This is a genomic window from Actinomadura latina NBRC 106108 (assembly GCF_001552195.1).
Classification (GTDB): Bacteria; Actinomycetota; Actinomycetes; order Streptosporangiales; family Streptosporangiaceae; genus Spirillospora; species Spirillospora latina.
This window is the reverse complement of record NZ_BCQS01000003.1, coordinates 528,769-555,270: the sequence shown is the minus strand read 5'-3', so window position 1 is coordinate 555,270 and position 26,502 is coordinate 528,769. Positions and strand designations below refer to the sequence as shown.

The window sequence follows — 26,502 nt, the reverse complement described above, 5'->3', positions numbered from 1 at the left end:
TAAGCCCGCATCAGCCGGTCCGCAGCGCCAGCGTCAGCGCCTCGACGGCCAGCAGCGGATTGACGTTCGCCCCCAGCCGCTCCCGGCACGCCATGATCGCGTCCAGCCGCTTGAGGGTGTCCTCAGGACGGCCGTTCCGCGCCGCCGTCCGCAACTCCGGGCCCAGCTCGGTGTTGACGAGTTCGATGCCCGCCCCGAGCTGGAGCGTCAGCACGTCCCGGTAGTAGGACGCGAGGTCGAGCAGCGTCCGGTCGAGGGCATCGCGTTCCAGCCGGGTGGCGCGGGACTTCTGCCGGGCCTCCAGATCCTTGAGCGCACCGGCCGTGCCCCGCGGCATCCGGCCCTTCGCGCTCTCGCCCAGAGCCTGCCGCAGCGAGGACGTCTCCGTCTCGTTCAGCTCCTCCGTCCGCGCCTTCGCCTCCGCCTTCGCCGCCGCGACCAGCGCCTCCGCCGCCGCCACGGCCGGGCCCACCGACGTCAGCCTGCGCGGCACCGCGAGGACCTCGGCCCGCCTCCGCCGCGCCTCCGGGTCGGTCGCCAGCCGCCGCGCCCGGCTGATGTGCCCCTGCGCGGCCCGCGCGACGACGTCCGCCGTCTCCCGGTCCACCCCGTCCCGCAGGGCGAGGACGTCGGCGACCGCGTCGATGGGCGGCGTCCGCAGCGTCACGAGGCGGCACCGCGACCTGATCGTCACCAGCAGATCCTCCGGGGACGGCGTGCACAGCAGCCACACCGTCCGGGCCGGCGGCTCCTCGATCGCCTTCAGCAGCGCGTTCGCCGCCTGTTCCGTGGCGCGGTCCGCGTCCTCGAACAGGACGATCTGCCAGCGCCCGCCCGTCGGGGACGACGACGCTCGCAGCACCAGCGCGCGGGCCTCCTTCACCCCGTACGACAGGCCCTGCGGGCGGACGACCTCGACGTCCGCGTGCGTGCCCTGGAGGATCTGGTGGCAGGACGGGCAGTGCCCGCAGCCGCGCGGCGTCTCCCTGCACTGCAGCGCCGCCGCGAAGGCCCGCGCCGCGGCCGACCGTCCCGCCCCGGGAGGACCGGTGAACAGCCACGCGTGCGCCGGCCCGCTCGTCCCCTCCGCAGCCGACGACAGCTGCTCGACAACGGGCTCCTGCCCGACCAGGTCGTCCCACACGCTCATGCCAGCAGGCTAACCGGCTCAGTAGTCGCGGATGGCCGGGAAGGTGCTCGTGGCGTCCTCGGTGCCGGCCGGGACCGGGTCGGGGAGGATCTCGTGGATGCGGTACTGGATCTCGCGGCTCAGTTCGCTCTGCGGGCGGCTGGCGTCCAGGACCAGGTAGCGGCCGGGGTCGGCCTCGGCGAGGGCGCGGAACCCGGCGCGGACGCGCTCGTGGAACTCCTGCGGCTCGGACTCCATCCGGTCGGCGGGGGCGGGCAGCCGGCGCAGCCCGGCCGCCGGCGGGATCTCCAGCAGGACGGTCAGGTCCGGGACGAGGCCGCCGGTCGCCCAGGCGTTGACGCGGGCGATGTCGTCGACCGCCTGCCGCCGCCCGAAGCCCTGGTAGGCGAGGGACGAGTCGACGTACCGGTCGCTGACGACGATCGCGCCGCGCTCCATCGCCGGCCTGATCACGTTGGCGATGTGGTCGGCGCGGTCCGCCGCGTACAGCAGGGTCTCGGCGCGGTCGGACAGCCCGGTCGTGTCGCGGTCGAGCAGCATCGCGCGCAGCCGCATGCCGATCTTGGTGGCGCCGGGCTCGTGCGTGGTGACGACGTCGTAGCCGTGGTCGCGGAGCCAGATCGCGGCGAGCCGCGCCTGGGTGGTCTTGCCCGCGCCCTCGCCGCCCTCGAAGGCGATGAACACGCCCCGCTCCCGGTGGACGGGCTGCGGCGCGGCGGCGGCGTTCTCCGGCGGCGTGTAGATCTCGCCGTGCAGGGCGGCGCGCACGTCGGGGACGAGCGGGATGCCGCGCCGGTCGTCCAGGCGCCGGTACGCGAGCAGCCCGGAGACCAGGGTGACGACGGCCGCGATGAGCAGCGCCGCGCTGGACCCCGCGAAGTCGTAGACGCCGTCGCCGAGGTCGATCCGGTGCGAGCCGAGCGCGGCCGCGATCAGCGGGACGGCGATGAGCGCGATCAGCGCGGCGACGAGCGCGACGGAGCGCAGGTAGGCGGCCGGGCGGGCGTCCTCCGGCGCCTCGGGGTCGGTCACCGCGGCCGTGGCCGTCGACCAGGCGGCACCGGCGAACACCCCGAGGAACGCCGTCATGAACACCACGACGACCAGGTTCTGGACGAGGGCGAGCACGACCAGCGCGAGCGCGGCGGCGACCACGGCGAGGCCCAGCAGCCGGCGGCGGCTGAACGGGACGAGCACGCGGGGGCCGAGGAACACGCCGGCGCCGAGCCCGAACGCCAGCCCGCCGAGGACGGTGCCGTAGCCCGCGTCACCGCCCCCCAGCTCACCGGTGTGGACGCGGGCGACGGCGGCGACCGCGCCCGCCGTGAGCGAGGCCCCGGCGATCGCGAGGGCGACACCGCGCGCGGCGGCCGTCCCGGAGCCCTGGAAGAGCAGCTTCAGCGGGGCCGGAGCCGCCGGCATCCCCATCGCCGGAATCTCCCGGATCATGGCGATGGCGGCGGTCGAGACGAGGAAGATCCCGGCCGTCGCGTAGAGGGCCAGGTCGGCGCGTGAGTCGCGGCCCAGCGTCCCGTCCGCGACGAGGGCGAGGATCGCGAAGAGCACGGCGGCGACCGGGGCCGGGCCGTAGATCACGCGGCTCGCGGTGCGGGCCGCGCTCGCATACGCGGCGCCCGCCTCATCGTCCGGGAGCAGGGCCGGCAGGGACGCGCGTGCCGCCGCCGCCCACAGCAGGCTCAGGCACGAGACCAGGAACGCGGCCGCGAGCGTCCAGGCGAGCATGCCCACGAGGGGCACCGTCACGACGATCACCAGCCGCAGCACGTCCGCGACCAGCAGCATGAGGCGGCGGTCGACGCGGGCGGCGAGCAGGCCGGCGAGCGGCGCGAGCAGCACCGCCGGCAGCAGCATCAGCACCAGCGTGCCGCCGACCGCCTGCGTGCGCGCGGCCACGTCGTCCTCGCGGGTCAGCATCGCGACCATCGCGGTCAGTGCGGGAACACTGAGCCACTGCGCGAGACCGGCGAGTGACAGCGCGGTCCGGAGCCGCCGGAACGGCCCGCTCGACGAAAACGACGAAGGTGACGAAACGCCCGGCGGCGGTGAGGCGGCGGGGTGCGGCCGGGGTGCGCCCGTTCTGGTCATGTCGGTCAGGGTATCGGCGCTGATGTCCCTAGGAGCCGGACTTTGCGGAGGTTCGGCGGCCGGTCGTCGTCTTCTTCTTCCCGCCACCCGCGGCCACCTTCTCGCGACGCTCCGCGAGCAGCTCAGCCGCCCGCTGGATCGTGATCGACTCGACCTCGTCGCCCTTGCGGAGGCTGGCGTTCGTCTCGCCGTCCGTCACGTACGGGCCGAACCGCCCCTCCTTCACCACCACGGGCTTCTCACTCGCCGGGTCCTTGCCGAGCTCGCGCAGCGGCGCGGCGGCCGCGGCCCGGCGGCCGCGCTGCTTGGGCTGCGCGAACAACTCCTTCGCCTGCTCCAGCGTCACGGTGAACAGCTCGTCCTCGGAGCCGAGCGAGCGGCTGTCGGTGCCCCGCTTGATGTAGGGGCCGAACCGGCCGTTCTGCGCGGTCACGGGCTCGCCGTCCAGCTCGCCGAGGGTGCGCGGCAGCGACAGCAGCTTCAGCGCGTCGTCCAGCGTGATCGTGTCGAGCGACATCGACTTGAACAGCGAACCGGTGCGCGGCTTGGCGGTGTCCGCCTTCTTCGTCCGCTTCTTCCCCTCGGCCGGCGGGGCCGCCTCGGGCAGGATCTCGGTGACGTACGGGCCGAACCGCCCCGACTTCGCGACGATCGTGTGCCCGGTCGCCGGGTCCGTGCCGAGCTCCCGGTCGCCGGACGGCTGCGCGAACAGCTCCTCCGCCTTCTCAGCGGTCAGCTCGTCCGGCGCGATGTCGTCGGGGATGTTGACCCGCTCGCCGTCCCGGTCGAGATAGGAGCCGTACCGCCCGACCCGCACCAGGATGTCGGTGCCCTTGATCGGGAACGAGCTGATGCCCTTGGCGTCGATGTCGCTGATGTCGCCGACCAGCTCTTTCAGGCCCTCTTCGCCGTTGTCGCCGAAGTAGAACCGGTTCAGCCAGGGGACGCGCTCGGCGTCGCCGCGCGCGATCTCGTCGAGACCGTCCTCCATGTGCGCGGTGAAGTCGTAGTCGACCAGGTTGCCGAAGTGCTGCTCCAGCAGGTTGACCACGGCGAACGCCAGGAACGACGGGACGAGCGCCGTGCCCTTCTTGAACACGTACTCGCGCGCCAGGATCGTCCCGATGATCGAGGCGTACGTCGACGGCCGCCCGATCTCCCGCTCCTCCAGCTCCTTGACCAGGCTGGCCTCGGTGTAGCGGGCCGGCGGGCGGGTGGAGTGGCCCTCGGCGTCCACCGCGTTCGCGGTCAGCGGGTCGCCCTCGGCCAGGTTCGGCAGCCGCCGCTCCTGGTCGTCGCGGTCGGTGGACGGGTCGTCCGCGCTCTCCACGTACGCCTTGAGGAACCCGTGGAACGTGATCGTCTTACCGGTCGCGCCGAACTCGGCCCGCTCGTTCTGCGTCGACGTCCCGGTCACCCGGATCGACACCGACTGGCCCAGCGCGTCCTTCATCTGGGACGCGATCGTCCGCTTCCAGATCAGCTCGTACAGCCGGAACTGGTCGCCGCTGAGCCGGGTCTCCGCCGGGGTGCGGAAGGTGTCGCCCGCCGGGCGGATCGCCTCGTGCGCCTCCTGCGCGTTCTTGACCTTGGAGGTGTAGACGCGCGGCTTGTCCGGGACGTACTGGCCGCCGAACAGCGCAGCGGCCTGCCTGCGCGCCGCCGTGATCGCCGTCTCCGACAGCGTGATCGAGTCGGTTCGCATGTAGGTGATGAAGCCGTTCTCGTACAGCTTCTGCGCGACCGACATCGTGTACTTCGCGGAGAAGTTCAGCTTGCGGCTGGCCTCCTGCTGGAGGGTCGTCGTCCGGAACGGCGGGTACGGCTTGCGCGTGTACGGCTTCCGCTCGACGGACTTGACCTCGTACGGCCGGCCCCTCAGCCGCTCGGCCAGCGCCCGCGCGGCGGGCTCGTCCAGGTGCAGCACGTCCCTGGTCTTCAGGGTGCCGTCGGACGCGAAGTCGCGGCCCTGCGCGACGCGCTTGCCGTCCACGCTGACGAGCCCGGCCTTGAAGACCTTCGGCTCCTCGTCCTTACCGGTGTCGAACTGGCCCGCGATGTCCCAGTAGTGGGCGGGGACGAACGCGATCCGCTCCCGCTCCCGCTCGACGACCAGGCGCGTCGCCACCGACTGCACACGGCCCGCCGACAGCTTCGGCATGACCTTCTTCCACAGGACGGGGCTGACCTCGTACCCGTAGAGGCGGTCGAGGACGCGGCGCGTCTCCTGCGCGTTCACCAGCGGCATGTTCAGCTCGCGCGGATTCGCGGCGGCGCGCTGGATCGCGTCCTTGGTGATCTCGTTGAAGACCATCCGGTGCACGGGGACCTTCGGCTTCAGGACCTCCTGGAGGTGCCAGGCGATCGCCTCGCCCTCCCGGTCCTCGTCCGTCGCGAGGTAGAGCTCGTCGGCCTCGGCGAGCAGCTTCTTCAGCTTCTGGACCTGCTGCCGCTTGTCGGTGTTGACCACGTAGAGCGGCTCGAACTCGCGCTCCACGTTCACGCCGAGCTTCGCCCACGGCTCGCCCTTGTACTTGGCCGGCACCTCTGAGGCGCTCCCGGGCAGGTCCCGGATGTGGCCGATACTGGACTCCACGATGTAGCCGCGGCCCAGGTAGCCCGCGATCGTCTTCGCCTTCGCGGGCGATTCGACGATCACCAGGCGCGTACCCGCGCCGTTGCCGTTCGTGGTGCCGTTCTTGGCTGGCACAGTCGCTCCAACCTCGCTGTCTTGATCCTCTTAAACAGGCTCTTTCTTACCGGCTTCGTACAACGTCGCAGGACGGCGCGTTCATGCCCGCGCACTCCCCGACCATCGCGCCGCCCCTTCAGGGGACGGGATTCTCGCCGCCCCGCGCCCCAGACAGGATGACATGCCGTCGCACGCCCCACGGACCGGGACGCCACGGTACGGTGCCACGCGCACGGTAGACCAAGTAATAATGGTCACGATGGCGGAGTACACCTACCTCGTCCTGTCACTGCCTCGCGGCACCACACGTGATACCGCCCGGCGGATCCTGACCGAGCACGCGGAACGCGGCGGCTGGGAACTCGATCGGTTGCGCCTCTACCCGGACGGCCGCCGCCGTATTCAGCTTCGCCGCAAGGTCATCCGCGCCGTCCGCACATTCTGACCGCTCCCGGGCCGGAGCGTAGCACCCCGCTGACGTACCGTCGTACGGCTTCGCCCGCCCCGGACCGCGCCTCCGGGACGGGCGAAGATCTACGGTGCGCCGGCTCAGCGGCGCCCGCCCAGCCGGACCCGCCGCGCCAGCGCCAGCCCCCCGGCGACGACGCCGAGCATGCCGCTCGCGGCCATCGCCCACGCCGAGCCGCTCCCGGCCCCGTCCGGCACGGCCTCCTGCGCCGCGACGTTCCGCACGTCCCCGATCTGCCCGGTCACCGGGACGACCCGCTCCGCCGCGACCGGCACCGGCACCCCGCCGCGCAGCGCGTCGACCGCCTGCATCCCGATCGCCTTGCGCGCCACGCCGCCGCCCGGCAGCGCCCGCGTGTCGAGCACCGAAACCGCCACCGGCGCCCCCTGGCGCAGCCCACTACCCGGCACCCCGGTGACCGCCGGCACACCCCGCACCTGGTGCAGGCCACCCATGCGGGTCAGGCCGTCCACCTCGGGGACCGCGACCACGCCATCGGCACCGGGCAGGGTCTTCGCCGCGAGAACGCCGTCCGTCCCGGGCAGGCCGCTCCGCGCGTGCCGCACGTTGGCCGCCGGCAGGGCCGGCAACGCGTTCAGGCCGCCCGCCTCGGGGAGCGCGGGAACGCTCTCGGCGCCGGCCAGGGTGTTCTGAGGGAGGACGCCGTCCGCGGACGGCGGGTTGGGGAGAGCGCTCCTTGCGGCGAAGGGCGTGGTGCCGGTCGTGCGGGAGTACGGGTGGTAGCCGCCGTAGCCGGGGCCGTCCTCGCACAGGCCCGAGGCCGCGCCGATGACGGCGGCGGCGTTGCCGCAGGCGTCGGCGGGGGTCTGGACCGGGGCGTTCGGCTGGTTGCCGCTGCCGACGCCGTGGTCGCCGGACGTCTGCGCGCCGGACCCGTGGGAGCCCTCGACGAGCGTCTGCCCGTTGCAGCTCGCCGCCGACGCGCCCACGACGGCCGCGGCGTCGCCGCAGGCGTCGACGGGGACGGAGATCGGCGTGTTTCCCTGGTTTCCGGCGATGACCCCGCCCGTGCCCGACGTGTGCTGGTCGCCACCGGAGCTGCTGCGCGCGTGGGCGCCGCCCTCGCAGAACGACCATGCCCGGCCGGCCAGGGCCGCCGCGTCGCCGCAGGCGGTCACCGGGACGCTGATCGGGGCGTTCGCCTGGTTTCCCGCGATCACTCCGAAGGCGCCGTCGGTGGTCTGGCGTCCCGTCCGGTGGCCGCCGTTGCGGACGGACGCGCCGCCCTCGCAGGACGCCGCGCCGCTGCCGACCGTGTTGCCGCAGAGGTCCACCGGCACGCTGATGGGGAGGTTGCCCTGGTTTCCGGCGCCGACTCCGAAGATGCCGGACGTCTCCTGCCCGGACCCGGTGTCTCCGCCGTTCTTGACGAGGGAGCCGCCCTCGCAGCCGGCCACCGCGTCGCCGGCGATCGCGACGGCGTTGCCGCACACGTTGACCGGGATGGAGATCGGCGCGTTCACCTGGTTGCCGGCGATCACTCCGCCTGTCCCGTCGGTGACCTGGCCGCCCTTGCCGCTGCCGTTGACCCTGGCGCCGCCGGCGCAGCCCGCGTCGGCCGCGCCGAGGACGCCGACCGCGTTGCCGCAGACGTTCACCGGCGCCGAGATGGGAGCGTTGACCTGGTTTCCGGACGCGATGCCGTGCGCGCCGGACGTCCGCTGGCCGCCGCCGCCCTTGCGGATCTTGACGCCGCCGTGGGACGTGCCGTGGCCGGTGCCGAGCAGGGCGGCGCCGTTGCCGCTCACGTCGACCGGCGCGGAGATCGGCACGTCGATCTGGTTGCCGCTCAGGACGCCGCCGTCGCCGTTCGTGACGTCGGCGAAGGCGTTGGCCGGGATGGCGGTGACGCCGAGGGCGACAAAGCCCGCGGCGAGCGCCGCGGCACGAGATGTGCCTTTTGCCCGCGTTCGCATGTTGCTCCGTTCGGGGGAGATGGTGGAGACGCACGTGTCCCGTGGGTCTCATGGGGATGACATGCCGCGCCGGGGGCGCGGCGAGTGACCGGACCGGCGCGCCCGAGCCGCACGGGCACGCGTCCGGAGCCTGTGTGCGGGAACTAGTCGGGCGCGAAGGACGGCTCGTCCGCGGCGGTGCGGACGGCCGGGGGAAGCGCGCCGAGGACGCGCGCGGTCATCGCGCGCGGCGGGGCCGGAACGGCCGGGATGGCGGTGGCCGGGAACCCGGCGGGCGCGCCGTTGCCGGCGAGGCCGCCGGTGTCCGGGTGATCGCCGTGCCGCTGAGGTGCGGGCATGGCAGGGTGCTGGACGCCGTCATCAGACCCGGGCCGGGCGACGGAGCGCGTCGTGGAGACCTTGGAGAACTGCGCCGGGGAAACGGAGAACCGCGCCGGGGAAACTCGCGGCACGTCGAGCCGCCGGGCCGGCAGCGCCAGAGACTCGACCACCGGCGGCGGAGCCTTGGGCTCGGCCACTGGAACCGCCGTCTCATCCTGAAGCGGCGGCGCCACGATCCGCGGTGTCTGTACCGGCTCTGTGCGCGGCGCCTTGTCCGCCACCGCTCGCACGACCCGGTGCACCGGCTCTCGCTGATGGACGGTCGCGACCGCCTCCCCCAGCACGGGGGTCCGCGCGACGACCTGTGCGGGCGCGGGCATCTCGTCGGCGTGCGCGGACTGTGCCGCACACCCGAGGAGCCACCCCGCGATCAGCAGCCCGGCGAGGACGAGCAGCCGCTGGGCGGCCCGCCCGGCGGCGACGCGGCGCAGCCGGACGGAGACCGCCCCGAGCCGTGCCGCGTCACCCGCCACCGAACATCCTCCGTTGCGACCGGACCGTCTTCAACGAAAGGTAACGGTACCACCACGGAGCGCATTGGAGAGTGCAAATTCAGGAGCGATCAAGGAATGTGTCGAGGACCCTCGTACCGAACCGCAGGCCGTCCACCGGGACGCGCTCGTCGATTCCGTGGAACATTCCGGAAAAGTCCAACTCTGGGGGCAATCTGAGGGGCGCGAAGCCGAAGCAGCGCATTCCCAGCCGGGCGAACGACTTGGCGTCCGTCCCGCCGCTCAGGCAGTACGGCACGGGCAGCGCGCCCGGGTCCTCCGAGGTCAGCGCCGCCTCCATCGCCGCGACGAGCGCCCCCTCGTAGTCCGTCTCGACCGCCTGGTCATGGTGGACGAAATCGCGCTGGACGTCCGGACCGAGAAGTTCGTCCACTACCGCGAAGAATTCCGCCTCATATCCGGGCAGAAATCGTCCATCTACCTGAGCCGTGGCACTCTGCGGAATCACATTCGTCTTGTATCCGGCGTCCAGCCGCGTCGGATTGAGCGTATTGCGGAGCGTCGCCCCGATCATCCGCGCCAGCGGCCCGATCTCATCCAGGCACTTCTCCGGACGTTCCGGATCAAATTCCACCCCGTACGCCATGCAGGCCCGCTCCAGGAAGGCCCGCACCGACTTCGTCAGCCGCACCGGGAACTCGTGCGACCCCAACCTCTCCACGGCCCCAGCCAGAGCGGTCACCGCGTTGTCCGGATGCACCATCGACCCGTGCCCGGCCGTCCCCTTCGCGGTGAGGTTCATCCACGCGATGCCCTTCTCCGCCGTCTCGATCAGGTACATCCGCCGGTCACCGGGCACCGTCAGGCTGAACCCGCCGACCTCCCCCACGGCCTCGGTGCACCCCTCGAACAACTCCGGATGCTCCTGCACCAGCCACTGCGCACCCCACTTGCCCCCGGCCTCCTCATCGGCCAGGAAAGCGAGCACGACGTCCCGCGGCGGCTTGCGCCCCTCCCGCAGCCGCTGCCGCACCACCGCGAGGATCATCGCGTCCATGTCCTTCATGTCCACGGCGCCGCGGCCCCAGACGCACCCGTCCGCGACCTCTCCGCCGAACGGGTCGCGCGTCCAGTCCTCCCTGCGCGCCGGCACGACGTCGAGGTGCCCGTGCAGCAGCAGCGCGTCCCGTCCCGGATCCTCCCCCTCGATCCGCGCCACGAGACTGGCCCGCCCCGGATGCGACTCCAGGATCCGCGACTCCAGCCCGACCTCGTCGAGCTTCTCCGCGACATACTCCGCCGCCGCCCGCTCCCCCGGCCCCGAATGATCGCCCGGGTTGCTGGTATCGATCCGGATGAGCTCCTGACAGAGCCGGACGACCTCGTCCTCAGCGGTCGGCTGCCGAACCACAGTGATCACCTCGCCTCTCGCGTACCGTCCCATGGTGCCCGTCGATCGACTTCGCCGCGACTCGTCTCCTTTGGTACAGTGAAGCCCGCCGCAGCCGCGCTGCGGCCTGCGACCAGGTCCGGGTGGCGGAATAGGCAGACGCGCTAGCTTGAGGTGCTAGTGCCCTTTACGGGGCATGGGGGTTCAAGTCCCCCCTCGGACACAGGATTACCCCATGGGTGACGCGAAGAGTTCGATCTGGGAGGTTGTTCCTGGAGCGGGCTCTTCTTCGTTGTTGCCGACCACGGTGCAAGATGACCTGTCGCAGACGATGGCGAGACCGTTGCGCTTGAGGTGTGCGACGAGTTCATGCGGTGAGCGAGCTTCGCCTCGTCGTGGTGAAAGCTGCCGCATCAACTCGTCGAGCAGGTGGTCTTCTCGTAGGTAGAGGTTCTTCGGCGCGTCGCGAGAGCGCGGCTTGGTGCTGTCGTAGCCGTGGCGGCAGCGATAGCCGCTGCGTCCGTTGACCCAATGGGAGTCCATCCGCCGCCGGCAGAGGCCGCATAGGAGCATGCCGGCCAGAAGGTATACGCGGACGCTCCCATCGCGGGTGGGTCTGGCGGCGCGGATCGTCTGCGCGGCGACGAAGTCGGCGTCGGAGACCAGTGCCGGATGGGCGGGCTTCTTGGAGATCGCCCATCCCGTGGTCGTGTCGTCGAACCCGGCTTGCCGGTCCCAGACTTGACGGCCGGTGTAGCGGGGGTTCTCCAGGATCGTGGCGACCGTGTTCAGCGTCCAGCCCTGCCCCGACCGGTGGGGATTTCGCTTTCGATCGATACGGGACGGGCAGGGGACACCGCGTTCGTTGAGTTCGCGGGCGATTCCGGCCACGCTCACGCCGGAGAGGCGGCGCGCGAAGATCCATCTCACGTGCGGAGCGGTCAGCGGGTCGGGATCGAGGCGCCGCAGGCGACGTCCCCATTGGGCGTGCGCCTGGTTCGGGTGCGGACCAGCGTCCACAAGCCGGTACCCGTAAGGGGGCCGGCCGCCGAGGTAGCGGCCCTGTTCGCAGGCTTGGATCCGCATCGCGGCCAGGACACGGTGCCGTGCACGCAGCACCTCACGCCGCGACTGCGCGCCCAGCATCATCATGAGCGCACGGTGCGCCGGCTCGTTCATGTCGACAGGACCGAACGCCTCCGGCAGCCACAGCCGGATGCCGTGGGCGTCCAGGAGGGGAGCGAGCGCGGCGAACTGGTTTCCGGAGAACGCGCGTTCGTACTCCCCGACCACAATGGCATCGAAGGTGCGGTCCGTCAGGGCTTCGAGTAGTGCCGCCGCCTGTGGACGTCGTGACCACGGCACCTCGCGTGAGCATCCGGCGTCGAAGTAGTCGGCCACGATCGTGCCTTCGCCGGTGATAAGGGCGTCGGCGGCTTCGCGCTGCCACCCGTACGACGTCCGCCGATCCTGGTGACCGGTGGTCGAGGTCCGCCCATAGAAGGCGAAGCGCAGGCCGTTCCCGGCCGATCGGGCACCGCTGGTGACCTTCCGGCGGCCAGCCCGCCCCTTGCGCTTCGCCCACTCGCCGAACGGGTCATGAGCCGACTGTTCTCGGATCGCCATCGCGGAGGCCTCCCAGGGGATGAGGTGACACCGATCTGACGACATGAGCCGTCGGCGTGACGCCGAAACATCGACGTCGTCCAGCGTTTACGATCGACGGTCGTGGCGACGAAGCGGATGAACAAAGACGCGTTCTACAAGGAACTGGCCGGGCTCGACGAAGACGCGTTGAGGAAGCTGCTGTGGACGTTGTACTGGCGGGGCACCAAGCAGTTCCGGGAACGCATCGAGACCGAACTCCAGCCCGCCAACAGCAAGCCGGCCGTTTCCGACAAGGAGCGGATCCGCCCCCAAGAGGTCTTGCGCGACGTCACCGACTTCGTGTCACTCGCCCGCGCGGGCGCCTACATGGCCGGGGATCGGCGCGTATCACCCAAAGAACGCAGTCGGTGGCGCTTCACCTTCCAGCGTCTGGCCAAGGACGCGCGCTCCGCGCTCGTTCTCGACGTCCCGGCCGGCGCCGCTGCCCTTGAGCAGCTCGTCGACCTGGCTTGCGAGATCAAGAGCTACGATCTGTTCCATTCTGAGGATCCCGTGGAGGCTGCCGGTTTCGTTGTCTCCGATGCCGTCGCCGCCCTGTGGCAGGGTCTGCGCGACCACCACGGGTTCTCCGGTTTCGCGCGGCTGGCCGCGCCGCAGCTCATCCGCTGGGAGCAGGAGCACGGGTGGACCCGTTCCGGATGGGGCCGCGTCAGCGAGAAGGAGACCACCCTTGCCACCGTTCTGGCCGGGATGCTGCGGGGCAGCGACGCCTGGGCCGACTTCGCCAGCCATTACCTGACAGCACTCGACCAGGCCCGAATCGCCGCCCCCAGGATCTATGGCGTCGACGCCAGTTATTCTCGCAGGGAGCGCACCGGTGATCTCGCGGAGTGGCATCTGCTTCTGCTTGAACGCCTTGAAGGCACCGATGCCGATCATCTGCTCGACCGGCTCATCACCCATCCCCAGCTCGCCGGTCCCGAACTCACCTACCTCCAAGCCCGCCGTGCGATCCAGAGCGGCGCTCCAGACAGAGCTCGTGCCCTGATGCGCGACTGTCTGAAGGAGTTGCCCGGACATGAGGGCTTCCTCGCGTTCGCAAGAGAGATCGGCGCCCAGTGAAGCTCACCCACGTCGCCGGCGCGCAGCTGAGCGGACGACCACCCCAAATGCAACTGAACCAGTGGCAAATGTAACCGCATCTCCGTTACATTTGGCGCGTGAGCATGAATCTGGACGACCTGGTAGAACGCCTGCGCACAGCAGGCGGCGACTCGTCGGACGTCGAGGTCAAGTCGGCCGCCGGCGGGCTGCCGCAGTCGTTGACCTCGACGCTCAGCGCCCTGGCGAACCTTCCGGGCGGCGGCACGATCATCCTGGGGCTTGATGAGGCGACAGGCTTCCGGCCCGTACCGCTCGCCGACCCGCAGAAGCTCAAGCAGGGCATCGCCGTGAAGGCACGCTCGTTCACCCCACCCGTCCGGATCACCGTGGAAGACGGGGTTGTCGAGGGAATGCCGGTCGTCGTCGCGCACGTTCACGAGTGCGATCCGTCGGCCAAGCCGTGCCGCGTGACCGGATCCGGCACGGCCTACCTGCGCGGGTACGACGGGGACTTCGAACTGTCGGCCCTTGAGGAGCAGGCATTCCTCGCCGCACGGCAGCCGCCCCTGTTCGACCGGGCCCCGGTCGACGGCGCCACCCGCGATGACCTCGACAGTGATCTCGTTGAGGGCTTCCTGCGGTCGGTGCGCGAACGGGACCCCCACGGGCTGGGCCGTTTCCGCGACAGCGCGGAACTCCTCCGCCGCGCGGGAGTGACGACCTCCGACGGGACACCCACGGTCGCCGGCCTGCTGTCCCTGGGCGCCCACCCGCAGGAATGGTTCCCGCGGTTCGTCATCCAGGCATCGGCCGAACCACTGCCGAACGACCCGGCGGGATCACGCGCCCGCAACCAGGCCACCATCACCGGCCCGATCCCCCGCATGCTCGACGAGGCACTCGCCTGGGCCAGACGCACCTTCGACAGCGCAATCGTCTCGGCACCCGACGGCACCGTCCACGACGAACCGGCCTTCCCCCTCCTCGCCTTCCGCGAGATCATCGCCAACGCGCTCGTCCACCGCGACCTCGACCACTGGTCGGCGGGCATGGCCATCGAAGTACGCCTGCGCCGTGACCGCCTCATCGTCGCCAACCCCGGTGGTCTCTACGGCATCACCGTCGAGAGACTAGGCCGCGAGGCCGTAACCTCGGCCCGCAACGCCCGGCTCGTCGCCATCTGCCAGCATGTCCGCACCCCCGACGGCGGCGCCCGCGTCATCGAAGCCCTCGCCACCGGCATCCCCATCGTGACCAGAACCCTCGCCGAAGCGGGACTCCCACCTGCGCACTACATCGACGCCGGTATCCGCTTCACCGTCCTCCTCCGGAGGGCCGCCTCCACAACGCGGCCCGGCGACGACCTCAACCAGACAGAATTGCGGGTCTACGACGCACTGGCGACCGGCGCGCGTACCGTGGCGGAACTCCAGGGTCAGCTGAACCTGACCGCCCCCAACATCCGCAAGGTCCTCCGCGAGTTGCGCCACCGGGGCCTCATCGAACAACACGGCGGAAGAGGCCGAACGACCACCTACCACCGGCCGACGGACTAGCAGCCCGAACCGCCCGACCGCGATCCGGCACGGACCACCGATCGCGCACCTGCGAGGCCATGTGCTCGGACACATATCCCCATAAGACTGGGCGAGTGAGGAGTTGTTCGGGCATATGCGGACCGCATCATGCGGCTCCGGCTTCGCCTGAGCCCAGACCCGGCCACTCGTCCGGGAACGTCCACCCCATGCGCTGGCGCACCTCCTCACGCACTCGCGCCTGTCCCCAACGCAGGATCGGGTTCAGGCAATACTCGCGGACGGCCGGATGCTCACTCGGGTCCTTGCACATCAGGCACGCGAGCACACGCGTCGGCCAGATCAACTCGAACACGTCCTCGGTGGCGGGCAATCCGGCCGCGCGCGGCAGCAACTCGAAGACCAGATCCACCGCCCAGTGCACCATGTGCTGGTAGGGCAGGATGCTCGCCCAGAGCGGCGAGTGCGGCGCGTTCCCCGCAGTGAGGGCGTCGACGACAAACCGCTTGGCCCTCTCGTATAGTCCCCGGTACTCATCCAGCGCCCGGACGGTCTGCGCGAACAACTCGCACCAAAAATGCGCCTCGACCGCCCGGGCTTGGAACTCCGCCACCCGGGACGTACCGAACTCCTTGACCAGCCGCGGAAGAACGTGCGCCTCGACAAACTCGCGTTCCTCCTCCGGCGTGCGGGGGCGACGGCGAGGTCTGCGTCCGCCACCATCGCGGCGTTCATCCTGCGGCTTGCGGTGCAGCGGTTCCCCTATGGCCTCCAGTTGCCCACGCAGATCACCGTCGCGGTGAAGCCATGCAGTGACAGCGGCCAACGCACCTTTGATCGCCGCCCTGCGCGCCTTGCCGGTCGGCTCGCCACCAGCGTCCCGGATACGTGCGAGTCCTTCCCACTGCTTGTCCGCCGCCCGCACGAGCTCGGTCAGTTTCCGGCCGGACGGATCGGAGGCGATCCGGACTGCGCCCGGCCAGCCGTGTTCGGCTCCACCGCAGCCCTTGCACACGCATTTGGGCTGGGTGGCATTCTCGCAGTTAATGGAATGCCGTCCTTCTCCCACCGGCCCTCCATCGTCACACGTTCCTGGAAAGTCAAGTTTCCAGCGAAGCGCGCATTCAGTAAAGGATGGCGTTAGCCAGGCGGAAGTTCGGGGTGTCCGGAAGGTGATGTGGTGATCGCTCTTGGTTTCACCGAAGTCCTGGGATTGGGTACGGCCCAATCGGCCGATTTGGCGCGCCCTTTGGGCCATAAGTACCGTCCCACTTGCACAGACGGCATGCGCCTCGTCCGACCCGGCTAAACCGGCGCGGACGGGTGGCCTGCTCCGGCCACAGCCCCCCACTCGGTGCATGCTCTCTTCGAGCACCGCGCCTGGGCGTCCGGCCAGGCACGTACGCTCGCACGACGCCCCGGCACCCTGACCCCGATCCGGGATCCGCAGCCCGCGCTCGACCACCGTCCTGAACGCCTTGGACCCGCACTGATCGCCCACCAGAACCAGCGCAGCGCGACCGGCATGATCGTCACCAATCTCCCGGTCTCACAGTTCAGGCCTGTCACCCCGCAGGCTCGGCCCGGCTCCTCCTCGCCCGCCAAGACCACCAGCGCCTACCCGCAAATGAGCGCGCTGACCTAGTCCGGCCGACCGGTGGGGCGGAACGACCTGGCGTGACCAACCCGCGCCGTACTCAACTTTCGCAAGGGCCAGGCTCGGGTGCGCAGCAGATTGCGGCAGTACGTGGTCAGGTGTCCCGTTATCGCTGTTCCCGAGACGGGCACCGTAGTCCGCCCGGGCCAGACATACCTGGGTGAGCCCATCCTTTCACCTGCTTGAGGAACCCCGGGTCCCGTGACGTCCGATCTACCTGGTGCCGGTTTGCGCTGGCGTGTTGGTCGAAAGGTAGCGGATTGCCTCGTATTCGACAGGTGGCACGTTGCCGAATAGCTGAGCCCGCACGCAGGCGTCTGAATCTGCACTGCAGGGCTACGCGCCGACCAGAATTCGGTAAGGTGCGCCGAGCGGTGAATGGGCGGGCCATGTGCTGTCAGGGCGTGTCGCCCCTCGGACACACAGTTTGTACATAACCGTGCGTTTCTGGGCATCCTGGAGCACCCTCGGTGCCTGGTCTGCACCTGAGGGTCGGCCTTCAGCTGGTTGATCATTTCTTTCCGCCATCGTTGTATGCCGTGAGCACGCGGGCCGCAATCCACGTATCAGAGCGGCGCTCGCAGCGTCGCGAGGCGCCGTGGTGTCAGCGTTTCTGGTCGATGGTGATCTTCACCTCCCTCGGGGTGCCCGTCCGCAAGGTGCGGGTCTCGGGCTCGTAGGTGAGCGTGATCTTGCGGGTGCGCAGGTGGTCGATGGCCTCCTTGGGGTCGGGGGACGCGCCGTCCGGCACGCTCTCTGACGGTCCGGTCAGGAGAAGGTGCGGGGCTGGCAGGTGCGGCAGGATGTGGTCCTCGCGCACGTAGAGGTTCTTGGGCCGCTCCCGGGCAGGTTCCACCGCTGCACCTGCCGGTGCCCCAGCCGAGGGTTAGCAAGGATCGTCCGCACCGTAGTCAGCGTCCACACTGGATTGGACCGGTGGGCGTTGCGCCGCGGATCGGCCGCCGACGGGCAGGGAATCTGCATGTCGTTGAGCGCCCGGGTGATCCGGGCCATGGTGTGCCCGGCCAGCCGCTGGGCGAAGACCCACTGCACGATCGGCACGGTCTGCGGGTCGGGGTCCAGTCGGTGGGCCCGCCGGCCCAAGCGGCGTGCGCGCGATTGGGGTGTGGGCCCGCGTCCGCCAGCTGATAGCCGTACGGCGGGCGGCCGCCCAGGTACCGGCCCTGTTCACGGGCCTGCGCGGCCATCGCCGTGGACACCCGGATCCTGGTCCGGGTGATCTCCCGCTTGGACTGGATACCGAGGTTGATCATCAGCTGTTCGTGCGCTTCGGCGGTGAAGTCGACGCGGCCGCCGGTCTCGGGCATCCAGAGTTGCACGCCGTAATGCTCGAACAGCGGCACCATGAGTGCGAACTGGTTGCCGTAGAACGCCCGCTCGTACTCCCCCACGACGATCGCCTCGAACCCGCGATCCGGATCGGCCATCGCCACCAGCAGCGCCCGCCGCCTCAGGCCGGCGCGCCCACGGCAGCACCCGACTGCTCGGCCACAATCCGCCCATGCCCGCCCACCAGGGCGGCTGCTTGATCATGCTGCCGCGCCCGCGACGTCACCGGATCCTGATGATCCTCCGTCGATACCCGCCCATAGAACGCAAACCGCAACCCATCCTTACGCTGCGGTGCCACCCGGCGCTTCCCTGACCGCTCAGCCCACGCCAGGAGTGAGTCCGCGCCCGTGACCCAGCCCGCTTCTCCGGGCGTGCTCGGTGGGCTTCGCAGCCATGATCTGCGTCCCCCCGCAGGTACCGGTTCAGGCCAGGCTTGGTGGAGATCACCCCGCGCAGCTCAGCCCGTTTGGTCGCGGCCAGCAAGCGGGTGGTCAGCGAAGCGGCCGTTTGCGCCTGGTCGAGCGTGGCGATGACCACCACGAGGACGAAGACCATCATGTGCCTTCACTCCTTCGGCCGGGGTCCGGGCGCTCAGCGGCGGGCGAGCTGGCGCTCGCCGCCGGCGCCGGGTTCGTAGTGCAGGCCGTAGTGCCGGAAGACGGCCTCCTCGTCCTCGGCGGGCAGAACGTCGTCGGTGCCGATGCGGGACTGTGCTTGACCCGCGACCTGTCGTGGGCGACCCGCACGTAGCCGGGCCCCGCGGTCGCACCTTCCAGGGGGACGAAGGCCAGGCGGTGCCGGGTGGGCAGGCCGATCCGCACGGTGGCCATGGCGGGTTCGTCGGTGCTGGTGCCGACGTAGACCGACTCCAGCGTCGGGACTCCTTCATTTTCCGGTGGAATCAGTTTCCCCAGTCTTCGTCGTCCAATTCGTCCCAGGTCGGCTGATCCGTGGGCGGTGTGCCCGGACGGCGGCGGGATCTGCCGGAAGCGCCGGCGCGGCGCGGCGGTGCCGGGGGCGGTGCGGTGGCCGGTTCGTCCAGGCGGGGTTTGAGTTGCCGGTAGCGCTCCTCGGTCTCCTCGACGCCGAGGTCGAGAACGACGGCGATCTGTTCGAAGCTCAGGCCCGCGGCTTGGGCGGTGTTGAGCAGGCGCGCCTCGGTCTGGTCCAGATTCAGGCGGACCGCGCTCAGCACCAGCAGTGCCGCGGCGACCTCGACCGGCTCGGGACCGTCGCCGTTTCCGCGCTGGGCCCGGTCGCCGGCGTCGATGACCGCGCCGATGGCGTCGCGGTCGGCCATCGGCCGTTCCCTGGACTGCCAGAGAAACTCGTCCACGCCGGTGGCGTGGCGGGGGGTCAGGAAGGCGCGCGCCTGCTGGACGGTATGCGGTGCGGGCGCGGGCAGGCCGACTGACACCACCACCGGCGAGGAGGGAACGGCGTCCGCGCTTGAGGGCCGCTGTTCGTGGTCGGCCCGATCCGGCGCGCCGGGAGGGGGGCGGCATTTCGAGGTTCGGATCGCGGGGACCCGGTCTTGGACGGTCAAGGGGCTCACTTCCTGTCAGCAACCCTGCCAAAGGTCTCACTCGCCACGGGTCGCCCTCGGTCCAGGGCCGCCGGCTCGGGGAGGAGCGGACGGCCCTGGACCAGCCGGGCGCAGCCTCAGCGGTGACCGGCCGCTTCTCATTCAAGTCGGAAGTCCTGATGGTGGGAAACAGTCAAGGCGTGCACACGCCATCACTTGCACCGATGACCGCCGCCCAGAGCTCAAATGAATCCTGATCCCCTGTTCCCGGCCACCTCCCGAAACAATCTCTTTAGCAAATTGCAATTATTCATGAATTCTCGGGTAGAATCAAATTATCCGGCAACGATGACATCCTCGCCTCGCACCAGTAGCCGACGCGCGGATCTCCTTCGCCGGCATGAGCGGTGTTCTGCCGCTGGACCGGCTCGTCGCATCCATCGAGATTAAAAAGAAGGTGCCGGTCATGTGGACCACCGCCGAACGCCGCACAACGATCAGCCCGTCGCCGCCCTCGACTCCACGGCTGCGGTTGCGCCCCGCCGCCTCTCCCGGCTCGGTGCGGACCGCGCTGGACGGCGCCTGGTGGCCCCGCTCGGCCGACCCGGTCGCGGAGCTGCCGGGGCTGGTCCTGGCCCTGCAGGACCATGGACCCATCGACGACCACCGTCCCATCACCCACCTCCTGCTCCGGGTGGACGACTGGGACAGCCGGCCGCGCCGGCTGCGGATCGACGGCCCGGCCGACACCCGGGTGTTGCGGCTGAGCTGGTTCGACTCACTCCCCGCCGGGCTCCTCACCGCGATCCATGCCGACGGGCGGCGCGTTGACCTGCTCACCGTCCCGGTCTCCACGACCCGCGCCGAAGCCGAGGCGGTGATGGAACTGGCGTCCCACCCCGCCAACCATCTGCACACCCCCGGCCTGCTGGCCTCCCTCACCGCGGCACCCGGCCGGACGGGCCGGCCCGGTACCCGGAGCGACTCGGAGGACGCCTGGGAATCCGAGGGCGGACGCCTTCGAGGAGACTTCGCGACGCCTTGATCCGAACCGTTGCCCGGCCGGCCCGTCGTGCGGCCGTCCGGGCACGGAACTTACGGCCCACTTTCCGAACGGAGATCACCATGACCACCTTCACCACCACCGCCGCAGACCTCGTGCCAGGCCCCGACGAGGTGCGGATGCCCGCTCACCGGCGTCCCGGTCACACCATCGTCGCGTTGTCGGGCGCCTTGGACGGCGCCGCCGCCGCGGCGCTGCGCGCACACCTGGTCGGCGCGTTGCGGCACAGCGGCCGCCTGCTGATCCTCGACCTGAGCGCGGTGACGTCCGCCGACGCGGCCGGACTGGCCGTGCTGGTCGGCATCCGCCGCCGTGCCGCAGGACTCGGCATCACCCTGCGCCTGGCCGCCCCCAACGCGCAAGTCGCCGCGCTGGTCCGCGCCACCGGGCTCGACCGCGCGCTCATCGTCCTGCCCGCTCGGGCAGTCCGCGCCGGGCTCGCCGCATGACCGCATGGGCGCCGGGCACAAGAGAGGCGATGTGACCAGACCGAGCCCGGTTCCGCGTCTCCGGCCCGCCTTGCGGCGCACGTCCAGGTCCGGGCTCGTCTTCGAGCGGAGAAGGGTGTGAGCGTCCCCGGCGAGACCGCCGTCGATGCCGCCGCGCGTCCCGGTCTGTGCACCGGCCGGTGGCGGTTTCCCGCCGCAGGGCGGCGGCGGGACAGGTCCGCCGCCCGGTTCACGATGCGCTGCGAGCGTGGGGGCTGGGGTCGGCAGCAGGGGAACTCAGTGACCAGCTGACGGCGCTCGTCCAGGACCTTTTCACCCGTGCCGCCGCGCACGGCCCGGTCGATCTGCGGCTGGAACTGCGCGCATCCGCCCGCCTGCTGCTGGGCGAGATCCGCGCCGCCGCATCCGCGCCGCCCGGGCCCCCGTCCGGGGCCGCAGGCCATCCGTCCACTCTTTCGCCTGGTGGCACCAGGGCCCACTGACCGGTGATCCTTTCAGGAAACGACGACGGCGACCGCCGCGATGAGCACGCAGACGATCGCCACCGCGATGACCATGCCGCCGATGAGTCCCATCACCAGCCGAAGGTATTCATTTTTCATGGTCATCGGGCACCCCCTGACGTCCTTGCCTGGCATCCGCTTCGTCGATGGCGTCTTGGCGGCTGCGGGCCGACCACCGCTTCGGACGCGACGTTCCCCGCAAGACCAGCGGAAGCAGCAGCGAGGCCACGCCGGCGACCATGAGGATGGCGCCCACCGCGTGCAGATCGATCCCGCGCACGGATCCGGTGACGGCGAAAACGAGAATCGCGCCGATCACGAGGAGGGCGGTACCGCCTATCGGCATCACACGCCGCCCTTCGGTGAAATCACATCAGTGAATTCGGTCCGGATGTGTCTTATGGTCACCGGACTCGCATGCTCGTTTCAGCACCATTCAACCGCCCCCCGGCCGCAGGGGAAACAGCGGATTTCCGAAGGTCTCTTCTCTTCCGGAGATGACCGTTCGACGCAACCGGTCGGACCGAGCGCGCCGTGCAAGAAGCGCCGCGCCTCTCCTGGGATCCGGGTGGCGGGTGGCGCCGCGGGGTGCCGTTGCGCCACGGGGAGGGCGACAAGCATCATCTGAAGAGCTGCCGCCGCCGTTCTCACCGCTGAAGTCCAACCGCGCCGGTGGCGCTACCGGATCCTGCCGAACCAGCGGGGTCCGCTCCTGGCGACCGTGCTGCACGCCAGTACCGATGTCGTCATCTGCACCATCCTCACCGTCTCACCTCCCGTTGGCCCGGCCGCCCCCGCCGGGCCCGGGAACTCGCGGTCACAGGAGCGGTCTGGTGAGGTGGTCGGCAGTGCCGCCGCGCCATTCGATGAGGAAGAGGGTGGCGTCGTCGCTGGTGATTCCGCCTCTCTCCCGCATGAGCGTGTGGGAGAGGTCGCGCACCATCTGCTGGACGGTCGCGCTGGCGGGGCCGACGCGTTCGATGGTGGCGATGAGGCGTTGTTCGCCGAACTGTTCGCCGCCGGTGGTGTGCTCTTCGATGAGCCCGTCGGTGTAGGTCAGGACCCGGTCGCCGGGGCGGAGTCGGCGGTGGTTGACCCGGGGTGCGGAGCCGCCGAAGCCGACGGGGAGTGTGCCGTGGCCTTCGAGGGCGCAGATGACCTTGTAGTCGCGGATCAGCATGGGGGCGGGGTGGCCGGCATTGACCCATTGCAGGTGGCCTGTTCCGATGTTGAGGCGCATCATCTGCGCGGTGACGAAGTGGTCGGGGCCGAACTGGGTGTCGATGGCGGTGTCCATGAACGCGTACAACTCGGCGAGGCCGGCTTCGGCGCGTCTGGCGTGCCGGTAGGCGCCCACGGCAACGGTGGCCAGCACCGCGGCGTTGAGGCCGTGGCCCATCGCGTCGATCATGGCCAGGTGCAGGACGTCGTCGTTGAGGGCGTAGTCGAGGCTGTCGCCGGCGACGTCGTAGGCCGGCTCCAGGATTCCGGCGACGGCGACCTGCGGCGTGGTCATGGTGAGCGGGGGCAGCAGCGACCACTGGATCTCCGCGGACACGCTCATCGGCTCGCGTCGACGCGTCCGGACGAACTGGTCGGTGTAGTTGTTCTTGGTCACCAGCATGTCGGCGACCAGGCCGGCCAGCCGTCGCAGCAGCCGGCGGTCGTCGTCGCCGACCTTGTCCAGGGTCAACGCCATCACGCCGATCTCGTCGCTGCCGTCCAGCAGCGGCAGGAACATCCGCACACCGTCGGGCCGTGACTGTTCGACGGTGGTCTCCGACAGGAAAGCGCGCCCGGCGGGTGAGCCCTCCAGCGGCAGCGGTTCACCGTCGGTGAGGCCGCGGCCGGGCAGCGGCACCAGCGTCAGCTGAGCGTAGTCCTGCAGCAGGATCGAGACGTCCCGGCCGCCGATCGCGCGGACTTCCTCGGCCACCAGCGGGGCGATGAGCTGGGGCGGCATCTCGTGCGCCCGGTCCAGCAGCTGTCCCAGCAGCCGCTCACCGAAGCCTTCGCTGCGATCCACCGCTTCGGCGGGCCCGTTCGGTTCCCCCATGCCCGTCTATGTGCCCTCCGGCACGGACGGTAACTCTGCGTATCGAGAGCGTTAGACGAGACGTTCGTGGACGTAGCACCATCTCCAGGTCGATCCCGGCTCCATTGCGGCGGCGAGCGGATGGTCGGTCTCCTGGTAGTGCGCCCGCGCATGCCGGCGCGGCGAGTCGTCGGAGCAGGCCACCCAGCCGCAGGTCAGGCACAGCCGTAGCGCCGTCCACCGGTCGCCCCGCGCCTCACACGCCGCGCAACCCTGTGAGCGTGGCGCGACGGGCGTCACGCCGTCCAGGTGCTCGCAGCGGGGCGCCGAGCCGTTGGGGCTGTACGGCACGCCCGAGGCCATGGCGCGGACCCTCATCTCGTGATTCATCGAACCTCCCCTTCCAGGTGTCGCATTGCCCGCGGTCAGTACTCCAGTTCCGGGCGCAGGGGACCGCCGACCGCGAAGGACGACCGGCTCGGACGCCGCCGGCGGGCTCGGGCGCGTGGAAGGCGCCTACTCCCAGTTGAGCCCGCTCTCGGGTCGGCCCGAACCGGGCAATGCGGGCAGGGGTCATCAGTAGCGGTGATAACCGTCGGCCGACGACGCGGAACTCCAGCGCGCACCGCGCTGTACGCTCCTTGCAGGGGTCCAGCTGTTCCGGCCCGGAAGGCGGGAGATGTGGAACTGCGCCAGCTCCGCTACTTCGTCTCCGTCTCCGAGGAACTCAACTTCGGCCGCGCCGCGGCCCGCGAGCACATCGTGCAGTCGGCGCTGAGCCAGCAGATACAGCGGCTGGAGCGTGAGCTCGGGGTGCGCCTGCTGGAGCGCACCACGCACTACGTCGCCCTGACCCCGGCGGGAGCGGCGTTCCTGGTCGAGGCGCGGCAGATCCTCGCCCACGTGGAGCGCGCCGCCCAGGTCGCCCGGACCGCGCAGGGAACCGCGCCGGCGTTGCGGGTGGGCATCATCGACGCCAGCTACGACTCGATGCCGCAGATCCTGCACGAGGCCCAGGCGCGCTACCCGGGCCTGGTGATCCACCAGCTCGAGGCCGGTGTCCCCGAGCAGTACCAACAGCTCGTCGACGGCCGCCTGGACGTCGGCATCGGCCGTGCCGCAGGGGCGCCGAGCGGGATCGCCTCGTATCTGTTCCGCCTGGACCGCCTCGGCGTCCTGGTCCCCCGCGGGCACCGGTTCGCCGACCTGGACGCGGTACCGGTCGAGGCCCTCACCCGCGAGCCGCTGCTGCTGGCCGAGGAGATGAAGGCCCCGGAGTTCAACCAGTTCACCGTCGAGATGTGCCGCGCTGCCGGCTTCACACCGACGGTGCATCAAGGGACCGTCGACAGCATCCGCGCCGCGTCCGCCCTGGTCGCCCAGGGCCGCTGCCTGTACTGCGTCCCCTCTTCCTGCATCTCCGCCCTCCCCGGGACGATCTGGCGGCCACTCACCGACCCCGCCTCCTTCTACCCCTGGTCGATCCTGTGGCGCGCCACCGATGACTCCCCTCACGTCCAGGCCGTCGTCTCCTGCGCCCGGAGCATGTCCGAACGGCTCGGCTGGCTCGTCACCGCGGAACAGCCCGCCGGCTGACTCACCGCCACCGACCCACCGGCCTCCACCCGGTGCGCGCGGTGATCGGTCCAGGTGATCGGTCCAGCGCGGATCGGCGGTATCCCCCAGGCGGCCGCACGGGATTAGCTGTAACCGGGGTCTTCCACACGGCCCGTCCGGGTTCGGACCTCCACGGAGCGGAGCGTCCGATGGGAATCCTGATCGCCGTGCTCGTGATCGTGGTGCTGGTGGCGCTGTTGCTGCTCGCGATGGCGGTGCGCATCGTCAAGCAGTACGAGCAGGGGGTGCTGTTCCGCCTCGGCCGGGTCCGCGGCGTCCGCGAGCCCGGCCTGCGGCTGATCATTCCGGTGGTGGACGTGATGCGGCGCGTGACGCTGCGGATCGTCACGATGCCGATCCAGTCGCAGGGCATCATCACCCGCGACAACGTCAGCGTGGACGTGTCGGCAGTGGCCTACTACCGGGTGGCCGACGCGGTGAAGTCGGTGGTGGCGATCGAGAACGTCCGCGCCGCGATCGACCAGATCGCCCAGACCACGCTGCGCAAGGTGGTCGGGCAGCACACCCTGGACCAGACGCTGTCGGAGACCGACCGCATCAACGCCGACATCCGCGAGATCCTCGACGTCACCACCGTCGAATGGGGCGTGGAAGTGAGCCTGGTGGAGCTGAAGGACATCCAGCTCCCCGAGACCATGAAGCGCGCCATGGCCAAGCAGGCCGAGGCCGAGCGGGAGAAGCGCGCCAAGATCATCAGCGCGGAGGGCGAGTCGATGGCCGCCGCCGCCCTCGGCGACGCCTCGGACACGATGATGGCCCACCCCCTGGCCCTGCAGCTGCGGAACCTGCAGAGCCTGGTCGAAATCGGCGTGGACAAGAACAGCACCGTGGTGTTCCCCGCCCCGCTGATGACCACCATCGCCGAACTCGGCGCCTTCCTCGCCCGCGAGAAGTCCGCGAGCCTCCCCGCCATCACGCCGAACGGCTCCCCGCAACCCGCCGCGACCACGGTCGCGGACCCGCCCGCTCCCACTGCCGGCACCTGAGAAGGCCCCCCATCGGGAACTCCGTCGCTCACGCTCGGGTGCACGACTCTGAGCCGCGCGGCCAGTCGACTCCATCCGCATCAGGACAGCGGCCCCGCCCCGCCACTCCGGTGGAGGCGGGCCGGTCTCCCGTCCCGCCACCGCGATGATCGCCCGCCGGCCGCGCGCCCATCTGCATCCGGCCAACCAGCGCCGTTACGAACAGCGCACCCGCGGGGAGCGGTTGGCCGACTCGGTCACCGCCGTATTCGGGTCGTGGCGGTTCATCATCGTGCAGACCCTCATCGTGGCCGCCTGGATAGCCGTCAACCTGCTGGCGCGCTCCTGCGCTGGGACCCCTACCCGTTCATCCTGCTCAACCTGGCGTTCTCCACCCAGGCCGCCTACGCGGCCCCGCTGATCCTGCTCTCCCAGAACCGCCAGGCCGAGACCGACCGGCTGGGAGCGTTTCGTGGACGTCCCCGAGGAC

Annotated in this window: 24 protein-coding genes, 1 tRNA gene and 1 pseudogene; 11 read left to right on the top strand and 15 right to left on the bottom strand. The window is 70.6% G+C overall.

Annotated features, from left to right (window positions below; translation table 11 throughout):
- Positions 1 to 10 precede the first annotated feature (10 nt).
- The 3 genes from AL2_RS03385 to topA are packed head-to-tail and all read right to left on the bottom strand — an operon-like array spanning position 11 to position 5,966.
- Positions 11 to 1,150, bottom strand: coding sequence for a DNA polymerase III subunit delta' (locus AL2_RS03385; RefSeq protein ID WP_067628980.1), 1,140 nt, complete (start codon positions 1,148 to 1,150; stop codon positions 11 to 13).
- An 18-nt stretch (positions 1,151 to 1,168) separates the two neighbouring features.
- Positions 1,169 to 3,256: a dTMP kinase gene (tmk, locus tag AL2_RS03380; protein WP_083945886.1), complete on the bottom strand. Its 2,088-nt coding sequence runs from the start codon at positions 3,254 to 3,256 to the stop codon at positions 1,169 to 1,171.
- A gap of 28 nt (positions 3,257 to 3,284) precedes the next feature.
- A complete protein-coding gene (topA, locus tag AL2_RS03375; RefSeq protein ID WP_067628978.1) occupies positions 3,285 to 5,966 on the bottom strand; it encodes a type I DNA topoisomerase in 2,682 nt (893 codons plus the stop codon).
- 241 nt (positions 5,967 to 6,207) lie between these two features.
- Between topA and AL2_RS03370 the strand changes: the two genes are divergently transcribed.
- Positions 6,208 to 6,393, top strand: a complete 186-nt coding sequence (locus tag AL2_RS03370; RefSeq protein ID WP_067630189.1) for a DUF5703 family protein — start codon at positions 6,208 to 6,210, stop codon at positions 6,391 to 6,393.
- Positions 6,394 to 6,497: 104 nt separating this feature from the next.
- On the opposite strand, the gene AL2_RS37995 is transcribed toward AL2_RS03370, so the two are convergent.
- The 3 genes from AL2_RS37995 to AL2_RS03355 form a co-directional block, all read right to left on the bottom strand.
- Positions 6,498 to 8,354 carry a chaplin family protein gene (locus AL2_RS37995; RefSeq protein ID WP_067628976.1) on the bottom strand — a complete coding sequence of 619 codons (1,857 nt, stop codon included), beginning with the start codon at positions 8,352 to 8,354 and terminating at the stop codon, positions 6,498 to 6,500.
- Positions 8,355 to 8,497: 143 nt separating this feature from the next.
- Positions 8,498 to 9,208 (bottom strand): hypothetical protein, encoded by a 711-nt coding sequence (locus AL2_RS03360; protein WP_067628974.1) that lies wholly within the window; start codon positions 9,206 to 9,208, stop codon positions 8,498 to 8,500.
- Positions 9,209 to 9,287: 79 nt separating this feature from the next.
- The gene (locus AL2_RS03355) at positions 9,288 to 10,607 is read right to left on the bottom strand and encodes a M20/M25/M40 family metallo-hydrolase (protein WP_312032848.1); all 1,320 of its coding nucleotides are present in this window, start codon (positions 10,605 to 10,607) and stop codon (positions 9,288 to 9,290) included.
- 107 nt (positions 10,608 to 10,714) lie between these two features.
- Here AL2_RS03355 and AL2_RS03350 point away from each other — a divergent pair.
- Positions 10,715 to 10,800: transfer RNA gene (locus AL2_RS03350), tRNA-Leu, on the top strand.
- 5 nt (positions 10,801 to 10,805) lie between these two features.
- Here the strand turns inward: AL2_RS03350 and AL2_RS03345 are convergent.
- Positions 10,806 to 12,203, bottom strand: coding sequence for a recombinase family protein (locus AL2_RS03345; RefSeq protein ID WP_083946009.1), 1,398 nt, complete (start codon positions 12,201 to 12,203; stop codon positions 10,806 to 10,808).
- Between the two features lie 102 nt (positions 12,204 to 12,305).
- On the opposite strand from AL2_RS03345, the gene AL2_RS38295 reads away from it, so the two are divergent.
- Together AL2_RS38295 and AL2_RS03335 are read left to right on the top strand one after the other, a co-directional pair.
- Positions 12,306 to 13,307 carry a hypothetical protein gene (locus tag AL2_RS38295; RefSeq protein ID WP_067628968.1) on the top strand — a complete coding sequence of 334 codons (1,002 nt, stop codon included), beginning with the start codon at positions 12,306 to 12,308 and terminating at the stop codon, positions 13,305 to 13,307.
- Positions 13,308 to 13,411: 104 nt separating this feature from the next.
- Positions 13,412 to 14,845: an ATP-binding protein gene (locus tag AL2_RS03335; protein ID WP_067628966.1), complete on the top strand. Its 1,434-nt coding sequence runs from the start codon at positions 13,412 to 13,414 to the stop codon at positions 14,843 to 14,845.
- 127 nt (positions 14,846 to 14,972) lie between these two features.
- Here AL2_RS03335 and AL2_RS37190 read toward each other — a convergent pair whose 3' ends face one another.
- On the bottom strand, positions 14,973 to 15,893 hold the full coding sequence (locus tag AL2_RS37190) for a hypothetical protein (protein WP_157437987.1): 921 nt from the start codon (positions 15,891 to 15,893) through the stop codon (positions 14,973 to 14,975).
- A gap of 285 nt (positions 15,894 to 16,178) precedes the next feature.
- On the opposite strand from AL2_RS37190, the gene AL2_RS37185 reads away from it, so the two are divergent.
- Positions 16,179 to 16,469 carry a hypothetical protein gene (locus AL2_RS37185; protein WP_157437986.1) on the top strand — a complete coding sequence of 97 codons (291 nt, stop codon included), beginning with the start codon at positions 16,179 to 16,181 and terminating at the stop codon, positions 16,467 to 16,469.
- A gap of 616 nt (positions 16,470 to 17,085) precedes the next feature.
- Here AL2_RS37185 and AL2_RS37990 read toward each other — a convergent pair.
- The 3 genes from AL2_RS37990 to AL2_RS38990 are packed head-to-tail and all read right to left on the bottom strand — an operon-like array spanning position 17,086 to position 17,929.
- Positions 17,086 to 17,337: a hypothetical protein gene (locus AL2_RS37990; RefSeq protein ID WP_168444527.1), complete on the bottom strand. Its 252-nt coding sequence runs from the start codon at positions 17,335 to 17,337 to the stop codon at positions 17,086 to 17,088.
- Entirely contained in the window at positions 17,250 to 17,495 is a 246-nt protein-coding gene (locus AL2_RS40015) for a recombinase family protein (RefSeq protein ID WP_369688479.1), read from the bottom strand. The genes AL2_RS37990 and AL2_RS40015 overlap by 88 nt, the downstream gene beginning before the upstream one ends.
- Entirely contained in the window at positions 17,393 to 17,929 is a 537-nt protein-coding gene (locus AL2_RS38990; protein ID WP_245666284.1) for a hypothetical protein, read from the bottom strand. Before AL2_RS38990 ends, AL2_RS40015 begins: the two co-directional genes overlap by 103 nt.
- A gap of 463 nt (positions 17,930 to 18,392) precedes the next feature.
- On the opposite strand from AL2_RS38990, the gene AL2_RS38290 reads away from it, so the two are divergent.
- Positions 18,393 to 18,584: a hypothetical protein gene (locus AL2_RS38290; RefSeq protein WP_067628956.1), complete on the top strand. Its 192-nt coding sequence runs from the start codon at positions 18,393 to 18,395 to the stop codon at positions 18,582 to 18,584.
- Positions 18,585 to 18,735: 151 nt separating this feature from the next.
- Here the strand turns inward: AL2_RS38290 and AL2_RS37985 are convergent, their stop codons facing one another.
- Positions 18,736 to 19,251, bottom strand: a complete 516-nt coding sequence (locus tag AL2_RS37985; RefSeq protein ID WP_169806462.1) for a hypothetical protein — start codon at positions 19,249 to 19,251, stop codon at positions 18,736 to 18,738.
- A gap of 508 nt (positions 19,252 to 19,759) precedes the next feature.
- Between AL2_RS37985 and AL2_RS03300 the strand changes: the two genes are divergently transcribed.
- Both AL2_RS03300 and AL2_RS03295 read left to right on the top strand, forming a co-directional pair.
- On the top strand, positions 19,760 to 20,404 hold the full coding sequence (locus AL2_RS03300) for a DUF5994 family protein (protein ID WP_157437984.1): 645 nt from the start codon (positions 19,760 to 19,762) through the stop codon (positions 20,402 to 20,404).
- 80 nt (positions 20,405 to 20,484) lie between these two features.
- Positions 20,485 to 20,871, top strand: a complete 387-nt coding sequence (locus tag AL2_RS03295) for an STAS domain-containing protein (RefSeq protein WP_083945885.1) — start codon at positions 20,485 to 20,487, stop codon at positions 20,869 to 20,871.
- 591 nt (positions 20,872 to 21,462) lie between these two features.
- Here the strand turns inward: AL2_RS03295 and AL2_RS03290 are convergent.
- The 3 genes from AL2_RS03290 to AL2_RS03280 form a co-directional block, all read right to left on the bottom strand.
- Positions 21,463 to 21,720: a DUF6458 family protein gene (locus AL2_RS03290; RefSeq protein ID WP_067630183.1), complete on the bottom strand. Its 258-nt coding sequence runs from the start codon at positions 21,718 to 21,720 to the stop codon at positions 21,463 to 21,465.
- Positions 21,721 to 22,191: 471 nt separating this feature from the next.
- On the bottom strand, positions 22,192 to 23,430 hold the full coding sequence (locus tag AL2_RS03285) for a PP2C family protein-serine/threonine phosphatase (protein ID WP_067628950.1): 1,239 nt from the start codon (positions 23,428 to 23,430) through the stop codon (positions 22,192 to 22,194).
- Positions 23,431 to 23,481: 51 nt separating this feature from the next.
- Entirely contained in the window at positions 23,482 to 23,799 is a 318-nt protein-coding gene (locus AL2_RS03280; protein ID WP_245666282.1) for a UBP-type zinc finger domain-containing protein, read from the bottom strand.
- Positions 23,800 to 24,090: 291 nt separating this feature from the next.
- Here AL2_RS03280 and AL2_RS03275 point away from each other — a divergent pair, with 291 nt between their 5' ends.
- The 3 genes and pseudogenes from AL2_RS03275 to AL2_RS40010 form a co-directional block, all read left to right on the top strand.
- Complete coding sequence (locus AL2_RS03275; RefSeq protein ID WP_067628948.1) at positions 24,091 to 25,005, top strand: LysR family transcriptional regulator; 915 nt, start codon at positions 24,091 to 24,093, stop codon at positions 25,003 to 25,005.
- A gap of 170 nt (positions 25,006 to 25,175) precedes the next feature.
- Positions 25,176 to 26,033, top strand: a complete 858-nt coding sequence (locus tag AL2_RS03270; RefSeq protein WP_174550806.1) for a slipin family protein — start codon at positions 25,176 to 25,178, stop codon at positions 26,031 to 26,033.
- A gap of 255 nt (positions 26,034 to 26,288) precedes the next feature.
- Positions 26,289 to 26,420 (top strand): annotated as a pseudogene (locus AL2_RS40010) (DUF1003 domain-containing protein); the annotation flags it as partial.
- Positions 26,421 to 26,502: the final 82 nt, after the last annotated feature.